Source organism: Streptomyces sp. NPDC104371, from assembly GCF_055583785.1.
Genome location: NZ_JBVJNF010000013.1, coordinates 135216 through 150377, shown reverse-complemented (window position 1 = coordinate 150377; position 15162 = coordinate 135216). Strand labels below are relative to the sequence as shown.

The window sequence follows — 15162 nt, the reverse complement described above, 5'->3', positions numbered from 1 at the left end:
GCACGGGAGCAGCCATGTGCATGAGAAGGAGGACCCGTGGCCGAGAAGCCGAAGGGTGAGGGGCGGACAGGTCTGCTGAACGGCTTCGCGGCGTACGGAATGTGGGGGCTCGTCCCCCTCTTCTGGCCTCTGCTGAAGCCCGCCGGGGCGATGGAGATCCTCGCCCACCGCATGGTCTGGTCCCTGCTCCTGGTCGCCGTCGCCCTGCTGGTGATGCGGCGCTGGGCCTGGGCGGGCGAGCTGCTGCGGCAGCCGCGCAAGCTGGCGTTGGTCACGGTCGCCGCGGCCGTCATCACCGTGAACTGGGGCATCTACATCTGGGCCGTGAACTCCGGCCATGTGGTGGAGGCCTCGCTCGGCTACTTCATCAATCCGCTCGTGACCATCGCGATGGGCGTCCTGCTCCTCAAGGAACGGCTGCGGCCCCTCCAGTGGGTGGCGGTCGGGGTCGGCTTCGCCGCGGTGATCGTCCTGACCATCGGCTACGGCCGCCCGCCGTGGGTCTCGCTCTGTCTCGCCTTCTCCTTCGCCACGTACGGCCTGGTGAAGAAGAAGGTCAGCCTGGGCGGCATCGAGTCACTGGCCGCGGAGACCGCCGTGCAGTTCCTGCCCGCGCTGGCGTATCTGCTGTGGCTGTCGAAGCACGGCGGGTCGACGTTCACCACCGAGGGCGCGGGACACGCGGCGCTGCTCGCGGCGACCGGCGTGGTCACCGCCCTCCCGCTCGTCTGCTTCGGCGCGGCGGCGATCCGGGTGCCGCTGTCCACGCTCGGCCTGCTCCAGTACCTCGCGCCGGTCTTCCAGTTCCTGCTGGGCATCCTCTACTTCCACGAGGCCATGCCAGCCGAGCGCTGGGCAGGCTTCGCCCTGGTCTGGCTCGCACTGATCCTCCTGACCGGCGACGCGTGGCGCTCGGTACGGAGGCCACGGACCCGGATCAGCGTGCCGGGGGCTTCCCGGGTGGAGGCGGCTCGGGTGGACGCGGACGTGTAGCGGCGCCCCGCCCCCTTTCGTTCCCCGCCGCATCAGCCAAGGCTGCCGTCGAGACTGCGCCATCGATGTCCGGGAGGCCGACGGTCCGGCCACCCGGTGCACTAAGGTGATCAACTGCCTTGAGAGCAAGGGGTCATCGAGAGCATCGGGGGAACGATGAACGCTGTACCCACAGGAGGTCCCGGCGCCGACTGGGCGGCCTCCGGCGCTGTGGGCCCGAACGCGTCGTACCGCAACCAGACGCTGCAGTACCGCGATGTCGAACTGAACTTCGATGAATCGGTCGACTTCCAGACCCTCAAGCGACTCTGGCTGATCGCCACGATGGCATCGTTGATGGTGTTCTTCCTGTTCGGTGTACTGCCCGCGCTCTCCTCGGCCAGCCTCGACCCCCTGAACACCGGCCTGACCATCTCGTTCATCGTCTTCTGGCTCGCCCTCCTGCTGACGCGGCTCAACGAACCGATCTCGGAGTGGAAGACGCTTCTGGAGGACAAGGCCGCGGCCTCCTCCTCCGCGTACGCGGCGATCTACGGTTCCCTGGCCCGCCGCCGCATACCGGTCACCGCCGTACCCACCCGGGTTCGCAGTGACATCGTCCCTGAAGTCGTACACAACCGGCTCGTCATCACGAGCGGCCGGTACGTGGCGTACGTGACCGTCTTCGCCTACGGCACCAGCCTGTACCTCGGCTGGACGATGTGGCGCAGCCGTCCGGGCGCCGTCGTCATCGGGCACTTCCTCAAGGACATCATCGGCTCGCTGGTGAACCGCACGGGCAGCCTCAACCAGATGCTGCGCACCGACCGGCCGCGCGCCATGCGGGAGGCCGTGCACTCGGCGGCGCGAGAGGGCGTGGAGATCGCGATCCAGGGCATCGAGGTCCCCCTGGCCTCGACGTTCGGCCAGGAACCTCCGATCCGGACGACCACGCCCGCCCCCGCACCACCCGCCCCGTCGACTCCGCCCAACCCGTCGGCCCCGCCCAGCCCCGGCTACGCTCCGCCGGGGCCGATGCCGGGCGGACCCGTGGGCCCCGCTCCTGCCACCGGCCCGATGAACGACGTCAACACCCTCGGCCTCAGCGGTCGCCCGGGTCCGCCCGGACCGCCCGCACCTCCGCAGCTGGGGCCCCACGCTCCTGGTTGGAACGGTAGTTGAGCGGACACGGGGCCTCGGGCGCCGGTGTGCTGACCGTCTCCGACGGCGTGACCGTATGGGCCTGGACGGCCGTACGGATCGATGCGGCCGCCGACCTCACCGAGACCAAGGAGTACGCGGACCTGGCGGAGACGGAGCGCCGGGTCAAGGCGGTCGCGGCCGAGACGGCGTGGCTGAGCGGACAGTGGGACGCGGCGCACGGCGAACGGCTCGAACTGCGGTATCTCACCGACCCGTCCGAGCACCGGATCTCCTGCGCCCTGCTCGGCCGCGTCCAGGCGCCCACGCGGGCCGGGGCGGAGGCCGCCGCGCTGGCCCTGCGGGCCCGGCTCGCCGCGCTGCCGCGCCATGTGATCGCGAGCCCGGTCGAGGACCCGGCCGAAGTCGCGCGGCTGCTCACGCCGTTCACGCCCGAGGCGGTCGCCGGTGTGGCCGAGATCCGCAAGCGGTACCGCACGGGTGTGCCCAACCGCCCGGACGCGGGGGTGCGGTACTACCTCTCGCCGCAGCCGTTCACCGCTTCCGCCCCGGCATGGGATGCGCTGTGGAGGGCGCTGGCGGAGCACCCGTACCCGGTGATGCTGACCATGGGCCTGGAGCCGTACGTCATCCCGGACGACCTGGGACCACTGCTGCACCGGATCGCCACCCAGTACGGACGGCTCGGTACCCAGGGGCAGTTGCCGGACGGCCTGTGGTCACCGGGTGCTCAACTCGCCCCCGACGCCTTCGCCGTGGACGCCTCCCGGGTCTACGCGGACGCCGCACGGCGCTACACCGACCGTGCCTTCCGCATCCGGATCGCCCTTGCCTCGCCCGCCCGACTGCCCGAGTCCCTGGCCGAGTTGGTCGGCGCGACGATCTCGCCGCAGGAGCAGGCGCGCGAACAAGGCGTACTCACCGAGACGTTCACCGGTCCCGCGCACTGCGTGATCTGGCCCGCGTCGGGTGAACTGCCCGCCGCCTGGCATGGGTTGACCACGCTCGAACAGACCCGCTGGGGCGGCGACCACGGCTGGCGGCTGCCCGAGACCCTCGCCCCACCGCTGCGTCTGCTGGCGGATCTGGTCGACGCCCGTGAGGCGGGCGCCGCCTTCCGGCTGCCGCTGGCCGTGAGCGGTCACATGGCCGGGTTTCCGGTACGGCGTCCGGGACTTGCCGGGGAGACCGCGTACCGCGCGGAAGGGGCGTCGATCACTCTGGGGCGCCAGCTCGTCAACGACTCCCCCGCCGGGCCGCTCGGTATCGGCCTGGGCGACCTGACGCGCCACGCGCTGTTCGTGGGAACGACCGGCTCGGGCAAGACGAACACGACGCTGGCGTTCTGCGAGCAACTCTGGCGCGACCACCATGTGCCCTTCCTGGTCCTCGAACCGGTCAACTCCGAGCTGGACGACTACCGTTGGCTCGCCACCCGGCCCGGTTTCGAGGAGCTCCTCGTCCTCACCGTGGGCGATGAGACGACAGCTCCCCTGCGGCTGAATCCCTTCGAGGTGCCGACCGGGGTGCGGATCAGCACGCACATGGCCGGTCTTATGGCCTGCTTCGACGCGGCGTTCGGCCTGTGGGACCCCTTGCCGAGCATCTACAACCGGGCCCTGCGGGCCACGTACACGCGCAGGGGCATCGTGCCGACGGACATCGCGAGCGCGGCGCACGAGTGGCCCACCCTGCGGGACTTCACCGCCGAGATGCGCAAGCAGTGCGAGGCGCTCGACTACTCCGGCGAGGTGCGGGACAACATCATCGCCGCGTCCGTGCTGCGCGCCGAGGCGCTGGCGGAGGGCCCCTGCGGCAGCACGCTGGACGTGGCCCGGTCGTATCCCGTGGCCGAGTTGCTGAGTCGCCCTGTGGTGATGGAGCTCGCGGCGGTGGGCGACAACGAGAAGGAACAGTCGCTGGTCACCGCGCTGATCCTGCAGTCGATGACCGAGCACTACAAGGCGAACCGCTCGGGCGGCTCCCTCGCCCACATCACCGTGATCGAGGAGGCGCACCGCCTGCTCGGCCGGCCCACCGGGCGGTCCGGCGACGCCAAGGAAGGCAACGCCCAGGCACGCGCGGCCCAGGCCTTCGCCAACACCCTTGCGGAGAACCGCAAGTACGGCGAGGGCATCGTGATCGTCGAGCAGGTGCCGGGCAAGCTGGTGGAGGACGCGTACAAGAACACCAACCTGAAGGTGATGCACCGGCTGCCGGCCGCGGAGGACCGCGAACTGATCGGCGGCACCATGCGCTTCTCCCCCGACCAGGAGCGGTACGCGGCCACCCTGGAGCCCTTCCAGGCGTTCGCCCACCACGACCGCCTGGACCGCCCGGCCCTGATCGCGGTACCGGACGTACGGGCCGCGGCGGCCCGCGAGGCAGGGGTGCCCCGGGCTCCCCTGGCGACCTCACCTCAACTCGCCGCCCGCTTCCGCGATTTCGCCGCCTCGAAACGCCCGGTGACGGAAGCGCTGGCCCCGTTCCCGGAGTGCGAGGGCTGCAGCCACCGCTGCGCGTTCCGGTCCCGAGCGGGGGCGGCGGTCTGGCCGGAGGACGGCAAGGGACTGCGAGAACGGGTGAAGACCTACCCGAAGGCCAAGCCGGAGCAGGCGGTTTGGTGGCAGTCCACGGCGGACTGGGTCGCCGACCTCGCGGACAGAGCCCCGCTCCCGGACGGGGAAGCACCCGCCGCCCTCTCCGACTACCGGGCTTGCGTCTTCGTCCACGTCACGCGCTCAGCTTGGCAACGCAAGACGCTGCCGTGGGTGCGTCTCTACCGTACTCACCTATCCCCTGGAGGCAGGTCGTGAGCGACCGCCCTGTCGAGCAGCCACCACAACCGGAGACACCGGTTGCGGTGGAGCCGGCCGAGGCCCCGGACCCCGAGGGAACAGGCGGTGCGCAAGACAACGTCAGCGCCGCCCCGGAGACCGACAGCACCGCGGAGACCGGAACCGCACCGGAACCCCTCGACGCCCCGGACCCCCTGGACGCACCAAAACCACCCGCCGCCGACGCTCCGGAGACACCGCCCTCCGCAGAGACGCCGGACACGATGGAGGCGCCGGAACCCACCGAGGCAGCGGAGCCCCTCGACGCACCAGAACCAACGGCCGCCGACGCTCTGGAGACACCGCCCTCCGCAGAGATACCGGACACCTTGGAAGCGCCGGAACCCACCGAGGCAGCGGAGCCCCTCGACGCACCAGAACCAACGGCCACCGCCGAATCGGCCGTCGACTCCGCGGACACCCCGAACACCATCGACACGCCGGAACCCACCGAGGCAGCGGAGCCCCTCGACATACCAGAACCACCCACCGCCGACACTCCGGAAACACCGCCCCGCGCAGAGACACCGGACACTACGGAGGCACCGGAACCCACCGAGGCACCAGAACCCCTCGACACACCAGATCCACCGGCCACTGCCGACTCGGCAGACACCCCGAACACCATCGACGCGCCGGAACCCGGTGAAGCAGCGGACCTCGCTGAGGCGCCCGCACCCGCTGAATCGCCGGAGCAACCTGTCCTTGGCGAGACCACCGTGGGGGACGACGCGCACGCCCTTGAGGCTCCTGAATCTATCGCGGCACCCGAGGCTCTCAGGGCGCCCGAATCGGCCCTCGCCGACCATGACGAGCCGAGTGCGCCAGGTGTCTCGGAGGGGTCGTCCCCGGCGGACGACATGGCTGATCCGGCCCCACCGGAGACCACGGACGCGGGCGCCCAACCTCCGGTCGAGATCGGCAGCACCCGGGAGACACCACAGCCTTCGGATGCCTGGGAGGCATCTGATCCTTCAGAACCAGCCGAGCCACTTGAGCCAGGCTCACCGGAGGCTGTCGCATCTTCCGAAGTGTCAGAGGAGTTACCACAGGCCCAATCGATCCCGTTGGACGAATCGCCTGAACCGTCCCAGCCGTTCGAGGCGAATGACACCTCGGCTGCATCGGAGTTCGCCGAGGCGAGCGCCGCCGAAGACCTGGAAGGCGGCTTCTTCGTTGGATCCGAGCGGTCCCGCGAGTCGGTCGGGTCCGATGAGCCCATAGATGCGGACGAGGCACCGGACCCCGGCGAAGCAGAGAATACAAACGAGACCGACGCGCCGTCGGAGGAGGACGGTGAAAGTGGCGAGGCCGGTGATCCGGAGTCGGGGGATCAGTCGGAGAACCCGCTGGCCGACGTGGCGGAGGCTTTTGGCGAGCGGCATCCCGAGGTGGCTTCGGTGATCACGAAGCTCGCTGCGGACGATGCGAACAGGCTGAACGTGATCGAGAACCTGAAGGCCCCTGAGCGCGGGGGCAAACGAACCCTGGAGATCATTCAGGAGCTCGCTGAGGGAGAGACCCTGGAGGGACGCTCCTTGGAGGAGTACAGGTCCGACAACCCCGGGCGCGGCCCCCTGTTCGAGCCCGTGGAGCGTGAGGTCAACTACGAACCCGACGGCACGTCCCGCAAGAACGCGTACGTCGAGCAGTCCAAGGCGGACGACCCGGTGCGAGCCCTCGGAGCCTCCATCGAGGACAGCGACCACGACGCCCTGAACGACTACGGCATGAGGCTCCAGAACGAGGTGGAGCCGGCCGTCTACGAAGATGTGACGAGTCTTCTCGAGGAGGCTGGCGGCGCCGGCGACGCCAAATTGAGTATTCGCACGAAAGCCGCAGACGGCCTGGTCGACAAAGTGAATCGGATGACAGAGGGCAGAGAGGGTCGAAAAGCCCGCCCGGATTACGAGATCGGTGACGTCATCGATGCCGTGGGCGCAAGAATTACCGTCAATGATACCGCCCGGCTCGAAACCGTCCTCAAAAATGCCAAGGAGCACTTCGGTACAGGCGAGGGCGGTCGTCTACTGGAGGTCGAGAACATGTACGCCGAGCCAAAGAGCGGAAATCCGAGCTACCGCGTCATTCCCATGGTCGTAGCCATCGAGGTCGACGGAAAGCCGTACACGTACGAACTCCAGCTCACGACAGAGCGGGCTTCCGTGGCCGCCGATCTTGAGCACAACACCGTATACAAGGCGCATATCGCAACGACCTCAAAGGAACGCGATGTGATGCGTAAGATGCAGGCAGAAGCGGCGGCGTTGGATCAGGAAGAGACTCGCAGGAGGTACCCGTGACAGATGAGACAGGACCGAAGTACGTCATGATCTCTACGTTCCGTAGAAGGACTGTGGATGGATTCATGCTCGCGGCGTTCGTCATCGACGAGAGGGAATGCGAATCTCCTGCGGAAATGAAGTCGATCAGGAACGAAGCCCTCACCGAGATCCAGCGTCGACGCATTGTCGGAGAGTTCGAGACCCGCAGGGCGAAGGCCGACGAGCCGCCGTCGACCCTGCCTCGATGGGCGGAATACAAGAAGCAGTTGGAAGCTGCGGATCAGGAGTCGTCTTGACCCATCGAGTGTTCGGCGCGTGGCACGACTGGGACACCGCCCGCCGACAGTTGGCGGTGCTCGCTCCGGAGGTTTCGGCCCAGCGCCTCGGGGAAGCCGTCGCGTTCGCCGAAGAAGCTCATGGGGATCAGAAGAGGCCCGCCGGTGAACCGTACGTGGAGCACCTCCTGGAGGTGGTGGAGATCCTCGTCTCCGGTGCCGGTGTCCACGACGAGGACCTGCTGGTCGCGGCCATCCTCCACGATGTCGTGGAGGACACCGACCGCACGGTCGGGGAAGTCGGTGAGCGATTCGGCCCCCAGGTCGAGGAGTGGGTGAGCTGGGTGACGAAGCCACACCCCAAGGCCCACGAGGATCCTGCCGAAGTGCGTAACCGCTACCTTCTGAGCCTGCGCTCCGCCCCGCCGGAGGTCCTGTTGCTCAAGCTGGCCGACCGGTTCAGCAACGTGCAGCGACTCGACACACACCCGCGGCCCGAGAAGCGACGTTCCTACTACCGCGAGACGTGCCGCCACCTGGTACCCCTCGCCGCAGGGGTCCCGTGGTTCGAAGCGGCCTTCGCGGAGTGGCGCGAGTCCTACCGCCACCTGGAGGATGGGACGCCCGCAGCGACGGACTGACGCCCGGTTGCGCTTGAGCCGGGTGAACCGCACTCGACCGCAGGTCACCCGGAGAGCGCTGGCCACCCGCACCGGTCTGTCAGCGGGCCACTTCTCACGGCTGATGTCAGGCAAACGCTTCCCTGCCTGAATGTACGTTGCCGCATCGGCCCGCGCCTGCGATACCGACCCGGAAGTCCTGCGCCGCGTCTGCCGGAGTCGATCAGTCGTGGAGTGAGGCGCGCTCCAATCCAACCTCGGGACACACAAGGATGGACCGAGGCAGCAATCCCGACACACGGGCGGAATTACTCACCCGACTCACTGGCGAGCCTGCATACACCGAAGACTTCCCCACCCAGCCTCGAAGGAAGATGATGCCCCGCTCCCCAGGGGAGTCATTGTGGCGCGTGATTACCGTCCGTACGGTTTCTCGCCCGCAGCGGCCGCACGAGCGCGGGCGGCAAGGCGGTCCATGCGGGTGCGGGCCTTTTCGAGTTGCTCGATGTCGTCGGCCGCCGGGCCATCGCCTGCGGCGAGTTCGCTCCACAGGCCGATGAGGTCGCGGCCCAGGTGCAGGCCCTGGAGCGGATCGCGGATGGCACGCCAGGCGGCAGCCGCGCTCTGCACGTTGCCGTACGCGCCGCGCGCGTCGCGCAGGCGGTGACGTCGCTGGGCCAGGTCCAGGGAGAGGTGGAAGGAGCGCAGCGCGTCACCGGCCAGATAGGCGATGTACGCGGTGAGTTCGTGCAGGCGCAGGACGTCGGAATGGTCCGGGCCGAGGGTCGCGGAGGTCTCGGCGACGGCCTGCTCGGCCATGACCGCGGCTTCGTTGATCAGGCCCTGCTTCACGGCCTCGTTGATCCGGGCCAGGGACTCGGCGGCCATCCTGCCCATGCCGTCCGGGGGCAGCGATCCCGAGTCGGTCGCGAGCACCGCCTCGGCCACGGCGTCGAACCCTCGCAGCGGCGGCTCCTTCACCGCCTCCTCCACGGCCTCGACGACCGGTACGGGACGCGGAACCCGGGCGGGCTGCCGGTGCGCGGGGGTGGCGTGTGCGTCGAGGGCGGCCTCGGAGGCGGGCCTGAGTGTTCTCGGCTCGTCCGGTCCGGCTTCCGGGGCCTTCCAGGCGGGCTCGGTGGTCACCGGGGGCGGGCCGAAGGCACCGGTCGGCGGCGTGACCGTCCCCGGGGCCAAGGGGGCGGCTTCCGACCGCTCCCGCGCCGGTCCGGACTCGGCGGTGGCCAACGGCTGTTCGGACACGGCCCGCAGGGCGAAGGTGGCGGCGGGAGGGGATGCGGGCAGCGGCTGCTGTGCCGACTCAGAGGGGTGCGGCAGCGCATACGGATTGATCACCCCGAGATCTCCGAGCGGGATGGGCCGCATCGGCGCCGGAGGCAGCGGCGTCAAGGGCTGACGCGCCTTCGGGGGCGTACTCGCCAAAGGCGCCGCCTGCTCCGGAACCGCGCGCAGAGGCACCGTCCGGCCCGGAATGCCGCCCGGAGGCTTCTGCTCCTCCGGCGCGCGCAGGACGTGCGTCGGCTTGTCGCGGCGGGGCTGCTCCGGCTCGGCCGACCGCGGCCCGGGGTCCGTTGCCGGTACGGCATGTGGGGGCGCCTCGGCCGCAGGCAGCGGTGTCGGCTGCCCCACGAACTCGCTCGCGCCGTCCGCCGAGACCCGGATCGGCACCGCGAGCCCGATCCGCTCGTCATGGATGGTGGCCAGGACGGGGTGACCGCCGACGAGGGCGATGCGATGGAGGTGTCCCAGCACGGTCTGCTGGATCTCCTCACCCTCGACCGCGGCGACCGGTACGCCACCGATCGACGCGTCGCCGGCCATGAGCACCCGAACGTCGATCGGTGCCGCCACCGGGACGGCCGAGGACGCCGAGCGCATCTGTTCCCGCTTCTTGTCGCGGCTGGGTCGAGGCATCTGTTCCCTCACTCTGCTGTGCCGGGGGAACCGGTCACACGCTTACCCGTCGAGTCTCTCCGCTCACGCGCGGTTTGACATCACCGTGGTGTCACAGACTCGTTCCAGACGCCTTGCCGGACGCCTGCCCATGGATCCCTCCCGGTCAGGATGGCCCGCAGGTCCCCTCGCGGAGTTCCGAAGGACCGGATCACCTGAGTCATGCCCATTCCACAATCGGGGAGCAGATGTGACCACGCGTCAGCAACACGCCGCCGCCTACGAGCAGTTGTACTCGGCGGCGGCCCGCATGTTGTGGTCGCAGGAGAACCCTGACTGGCGGCCGGAGTACGCGGACGAGCGGTTCGGGTGGCCGCCCGAGCGGTGCGCCGCCTGGCAGGCCCTGGAGAACTGCCTGCCGGCAGCCGACGGCGGACAGCCGAAGACCGGGGAACCCTCCGATCCGGCCCGGCACCTGATCACCCGCCGCGCACCGGGTGCCCAGGACCGGCCGCTCGGCTTCCAGGAAGCCCTCGATGAGTGGATCACTCGGCTGGACGCCGACCCGGGGTACCTGGTGGACGAGCGACTCCAGCCCGGAGCCTGTGTCATGACCACCGGGGCACGGCACTTGCAGACCGTCTTCGCGCTGCGGGAGCTGGCCTTCCGTATGGCTCCCGGTCGCCCCGCGGTGACCATCGGCCCTGGCGCCGCGCGGCTGAGCGCGATGGCCCACGAGGCAGCCAACGCACTCCGTGCTCCCCTGGGTGTCACCGCGCCGACCCCCTACACACCGGGAACCGAGCCGTGGATCGCTCCCACCTCACGTCCCGTCAGTGACCTTCCTGATCTGCCGACCCGGTTGGAGGAACTCCGGGCAGCAGCATGGCGGGCGGCCGAAGCCGTCCCGACGCCGGAGGAGTCGAAGGCGAACGTGAAGGACTTCTCCGTGATGATGGACGCGTCCGTCGCCGCCTCCGACGTTCTCGCCCTCCTCCAGGGACGTCCGGCTCCCGCCTGGCGCGAGCACGTCGCTGAGATCGATCTGGCGCATCACCTGACATGGGGCATATACACGGACAAAAACCAGTGTCGACCGGAGAGCTTCGACGACGAGGCCGACAAATGGGCCGAAGCCTTCGCCCGCGGGCCGATGCCCTGGATACCCGCCAAGTACCAGGACCCGCCCAGGCGCCACTTGGGCACGCAAGAGGTGGTCCTGTCGGCGACCCGGGCAGTTGTTTTCGCCGAAATGCTGGACGAGTTGGCTGCCCGCATCCGCCCCGGAATGCACACAGGACGTATCCACTACAGCGCCTACGGCCTGTGCCACTTCATCGACCAGCGATTCGGGCGCGAGCTCGGCGAGCACATCGGCCTGTGAGGAAACACCGCTCTGAAGGGAGCACCGGCATCGACACCGCCGAAGAGATCGCAACTGCCGTCCACGCCCGCGAGCGGACAGCCGTCGGCGTGGTCACCGCCGCGTTGGAGCGGATCGCACGGGTCGATCCGACCCTGTGTGCCTTCGTCGAGGTCTGGGACGAGGACGCGGTGCGGCAGGCGCGGGTGGTGGATGCTCGGGTCGCGGCGGGTGAGCGGCTTCCGCTGGCCGGGGTGCCGATCGGGGTCAAAGGGCGGTACGGGCTTCGGGCGGCGGGTGCGTTGGTCGACGCCGGGTGTGTGGTCGTGGGGGCCACCGCCGTTCCCGGGCCGGGAACCGCCTGGCAGACCTGGGGAGTTGGGCGGTACGGCCGTACCGTCAACCCCTGGCGGGCCGACCGTACCCCGGGCGGCTCCTCCGCCGGGTCGGCCGCAGCCGTCGCCGCCGGGCTCGTTCCGCTGGCGACCGGGAGCGACGGGGCGGGCTCGGTGCGGATCCCGGCGGCGTGGTGCGGGGTGGTCGGGCTGAAGTCCACGAACGGGCGGCTCCCCTCCGGCGACCGTACGGGCCTCGCGGCGCCCGGCGTCCTCGCCCGGTGCGCCTCGGATGTCGCGATGTACTGGCGGGTGATGGCGGGCGAAGCACGCGCGGGGAGCACTGCCGTGCCCACCGCCGTCTGGTCTCCCGATCTCGGCTTCGCCGCGCCCGACCCGGAGCCCGTCGCCCTCGCCCGTGCCGCCGCCCACCGGCTCGCGGACGCCGGGGCCCTACGGCTCGTACGCCCCGACCCGCCCCTCCGCCTCGACGACCCCGCCCCCGCCTGGCTCGCCCTGCGCTCCTCCCCCGGCACCGACCCCCGCGTCGCACAGCGCATCCGGGCCGTCAACGACCAGCGCCTGGCCGACCTCTTCCACGGCGCCGACCTGCTGCTGACCCCCACGACCCCCAACCCCCCGCACGGCCACGACGGCCCAGGCGAGCGCTACTCCACCGCCCTGACCTGGGCGTTCAACCTGAGCGGGCACCCGGCGATCAGCGTCCCGGCGGGGATCGGTGCCGACGGCTGCCCCCTGGGCCTACAGATCGTCGCGGCGCACGGCAGGGAGGATCTGCTGATCACCCTCGCCCAGGCCGCCGCCATGACGAACTCCCGCACCCCCGAAAGGAACGAGCCCCCATGCGCTGGACCATCCACGGAGAGCGCCCCCTCTACGACACCCCCTGGGTACGCCTGCGCTCCCTGGACGTAGAGCAACCCGACGGAACCCGCTGCGACTACCACGTGGTCCGGCTGCGGGACCTCGCCGTCGTCACGGCCGTCGATGACAACGACCGCGTCCTGATGATGTGGCGCCACCGCTTCGTCACCGACACCTGGGCCTGGGAGTTGCCCATGGGTCTGGTCGAGGACGGCGAGACGCCCTCCGCGGCGGCGGCGCGCGAACTCGAGGAGGAGACCGGCTGGCGCCCCGGCTCGCTGCGCCCGCTCGTCCACGCCCAGCCCGCCGCGGGCATCACCGACTCCCGGCACTACGTCTTCCGTACGGACGACGCCATCCGCGTCGGCGAACCGACCGAACGCAACGAGTCGGACCGCCTGGAGTGGATCCCGCTGTCCGGGCTGCGCGCGTTGATCACGGACGGGCAGATCGTCAGCGGCGCCACGCTGGTGGGGGTGATGGCCCTGCTGCTCGGCTTCGAGCAGCAGGGCCATCCCTGAGCCCTCTACGCCGTGATGTCCTTCGTCGTGAAGCGCGCCCAGGCCGCCGAGCCGAACGCCGCCGCGTACAGGGCCTGGAGGCCGAGGTTGCGAAGCAGGTCGTGCCAGTAGACCGGCTCGCGCATGAGGTCCGCGAAGGACAGCCAGTAGTGCGAGAAGAGATACGGCTGGAGCGCGTGCAACTGGGGGATCTGGTCGAGGATCTGGACCGTGATCACCAGGCCGACCGTCGTCGCCATCGCCGCGATGCCGCTGTTGGTGAGGGTGGAGACGAACAGCCCGAGCGCCGCCACACCGACCAGGGACGCGGCGACGACCAGGGCGATCAGCAGGGCCCGTACGAGCCCGTCGGCGAAGCTGATACGCGTACCTGAGATCGTCGTCAGATCGCCGAGCGGGAAGAGCAGGGCACCCGCCGCCAGTGCCGAGAGGGCGACGACGAGGGTGGCGACCAGGCAGAACACCATCGTGGTCGTGTACTTGGCGAACAGCAGGCGGGTACGCCCGGCGGGGGCGACCAGCAGATAGCGCAGCGTCCCGGAGTTGCCCTCGCCCGCGATCGCGTCGCCCGCGATGACGCCGATCGCCATCGGCAGGAAGAACGGCAGGGTCGCGGCCAGCGCCGTGAACACCAGGAACAGCCCGTTGTTGGTGACCTGCGCGATGAACGCCGGTCCGGCGTCGCCGCCGTGTCCGCCGCCACCGGCCCCACCGCCGGTCTCGCTCTTGACCGCGATCCCGATCAGGATCGGTACGGCGGCCAGCACGGCCAGCAGCGCGCGCGTACGCCAGCGCCGGAAGGTGGTCCCCAACTCGCTGCGCACCAGCCCGAAGGTCCACAGCGGGTTCGGCTTACGGAGCGGCGGCATCGGTACGTGCGCGGCCCCCGCCGTGTCCGCCCCTGCCGTCTCCGCCCCCGACATCTCAACCTGCGACATCGAAGCCCTCTCCCGTCAGTGCCACGAACGCGTCCTCCAGCGAGGCGCGTTCGACGCCGAAGCCGCGTACGCGCACCCGGGCGACGACCAACGCCGCGTTCAGATCGGCCAGTTCACCCTCCGGCGGCTCACCGGTCACCCGCTCCTCCTCCACCACCACGTCGGCCACGCCCTGTTCCTTCAGCACGCGGGCCGCGTCGGCCGTGTCCGGGGTCCGTACGACGAGACGGCCGCGCGCCCCGGCCGCGAGGTCCGCCACCGCGCCCTGGGTGATCAGACGGCCCTGGGCCATCACCGCGGCATGCGTGCAGACCTGCTCGATCTCGTCCAGCAGATGCGAGGAGAGGAAGACGGTCGTACCGTCCGACGCCAACTCCCGTACCAGGGTGCGGATCTCGCGCATGCCCTGGGGGTCGAGACCGTTGGTCGGCTCGTCCAGGACGAGGAGCTTACGGGGCTGGAGGAGGGCAGCCGCGAGCCCCAGACGCTGCTTCATGCCCAGGGAGTACGCCCGCGCCTTCTTCCCCGCGGCAGCCGAGAGGCCGACCCGGTCGAGGGCGGTCTCGACGCGCGTGCGCCGGGTGCGCGGGTCGGCGGTGGGGTCGGCGGCGTCGTACCGCAGGAGGTTGTCCCGGCCGGAGAGGAAGCCGTAGAGCGCCGGTCCCTCGATCAGGGCACCGACGTGCGGGAGCACGGCGCGCGAGGAGCGGGGCATGGGCTGCCCCAGGACGCGCGCCGTGCCGGAGGTGGGCTCGATCAGGCCCATCAGCATGCGGATGGTGGTGGTCTTGCCGGAGCCGTTCGGCCCGAGGAAGCCGAAGACGCTGCCCGCCGGGACGGTCAGATCGAGCCCGTCCACGGCGAGCTGTCCGCCGCGGTAGCGCTTGGTGAGAGAGCGGGTGGCGATGACCGGGGCGCTCGGGTCACCCAGGTCGCCCCGGTCACCCGGGCCCCCTTGATCACCCGCCACCACGTCCGGCCCTGCTCCCGCTCCCGTCTCCGCTTCCGCTTCCGCGACGGACCGCTCCTCCATCAGCTCTCCTGCTCGTACGTCGG

At 70.2% G+C, this 15162-nt stretch carries 12 protein-coding genes; 9 read left to right on the top strand and 3 right to left on the bottom strand.

The features are described 5' to 3' along the window. Window positions 1-36: 36 nt before the first annotated feature. The 6 genes from rarD (at window position 37) to ACZ60T_RS31000 (ending at window position 8171) form a co-directional block, all read left to right on the top strand. Entirely contained in the window at window positions 37-993 is a 957-nt protein-coding gene (rarD, locus tag ACZ60T_RS31025; RefSeq protein WP_469668940.1) for an EamA family transporter RarD, read from the top strand. 156 nt (window positions 994-1149) lie between these two features. After that, window positions 1150-2154, top strand: a complete 1005-nt coding sequence (locus ACZ60T_RS31020; RefSeq protein ID WP_469668939.1) for a hypothetical protein — start codon at window positions 1150-1152, stop codon at window positions 2152-2154. After that, a complete protein-coding gene (locus ACZ60T_RS31015) occupies window positions 2151-4949 on the top strand; it encodes an ATP-binding protein (RefSeq protein ID WP_469668938.1) in 2799 nt (932 codons plus the stop codon). Before ACZ60T_RS31020 ends, ACZ60T_RS31015 begins: the two co-directional genes overlap by 4 nt. Continuing rightward, window positions 4946-7273 (top strand): hypothetical protein, encoded by a 2328-nt coding sequence (locus ACZ60T_RS31010; RefSeq protein ID WP_469668937.1) that lies wholly within the window; start codon window positions 4946-4948, stop codon window positions 7271-7273. Before ACZ60T_RS31015 ends, ACZ60T_RS31010 begins: the two co-directional genes overlap by 4 nt. Further along, window positions 7270-7551, top strand: coding sequence for a hypothetical protein (locus ACZ60T_RS31005; RefSeq protein WP_469668936.1), 282 nt, complete (start codon window positions 7270-7272; stop codon window positions 7549-7551). The genes ACZ60T_RS31010 and ACZ60T_RS31005 overlap by 4 nt, the downstream gene beginning before the upstream one ends. Next, a complete protein-coding gene (locus tag ACZ60T_RS31000) occupies window positions 7548-8171 on the top strand; it encodes an HD domain-containing protein (RefSeq protein WP_469668934.1) in 624 nt (207 codons plus the stop codon). Before ACZ60T_RS31005 ends, ACZ60T_RS31000 begins: the two co-directional genes overlap by 4 nt. A gap of 393 nt (window positions 8172-8564) precedes the next feature. Here ACZ60T_RS31000 and ACZ60T_RS30995 read toward each other — a convergent pair whose 3' ends face one another. Beyond that, the gene (locus ACZ60T_RS30995; protein WP_469668933.1) at window positions 8565-10085 is read right to left on the bottom strand and encodes a tetratricopeptide repeat protein; all 1521 of its coding nucleotides are present in this window, start codon (window positions 10083-10085) and stop codon (window positions 8565-8567) included. Between the two features lie 229 nt (window positions 10086-10314). Between ACZ60T_RS30995 and ACZ60T_RS30990 the strand changes: the two genes are divergently transcribed. Genes ACZ60T_RS30990 through ACZ60T_RS30980 form a run of 3 tightly spaced genes read left to right on the top strand, consistent with a single transcriptional unit; the run spans window position 10315 to window position 13168 of the window. Beyond that, window positions 10315-11448, top strand: coding sequence for a hypothetical protein (locus tag ACZ60T_RS30990; RefSeq protein WP_469668932.1), 1134 nt, complete (start codon window positions 10315-10317; stop codon window positions 11446-11448). Beyond that, window positions 11445-12698: an amidase gene (locus ACZ60T_RS30985; RefSeq protein WP_469668931.1), complete on the top strand. Its 1254-nt coding sequence runs from the start codon at window positions 11445-11447 to the stop codon at window positions 12696-12698. Before ACZ60T_RS30990 ends, ACZ60T_RS30985 begins: the two co-directional genes overlap by 4 nt. After that, window positions 12626-13168 carry an NUDIX hydrolase gene (locus tag ACZ60T_RS30980; protein ID WP_469668930.1) on the top strand — a complete coding sequence of 181 codons (543 nt, stop codon included), beginning with the start codon at window positions 12626-12628 and terminating at the stop codon, window positions 13166-13168. Before ACZ60T_RS30985 ends, ACZ60T_RS30980 begins: the two co-directional genes overlap by 73 nt. Window positions 13169-13173: 5 nt before the next feature. Here ACZ60T_RS30980 and ACZ60T_RS30975 read toward each other — a convergent pair whose 3' ends face one another. Further along, window positions 13174-14091, bottom strand: coding sequence for an ABC transporter permease (locus ACZ60T_RS30975; RefSeq protein ID WP_469668962.1), 918 nt, complete (start codon window positions 14089-14091; stop codon window positions 13174-13176). Between the two features lies 1 nt (window position 14092). Further along, on the bottom strand, window positions 14093-15139 hold the full coding sequence (locus ACZ60T_RS30970) for an ABC transporter ATP-binding protein (protein ID WP_469668929.1): 1047 nt from the start codon (window positions 15137-15139) through the stop codon (window positions 14093-14095). Between the last annotated feature and the right edge of the window lie 23 nt (window positions 15140-15162).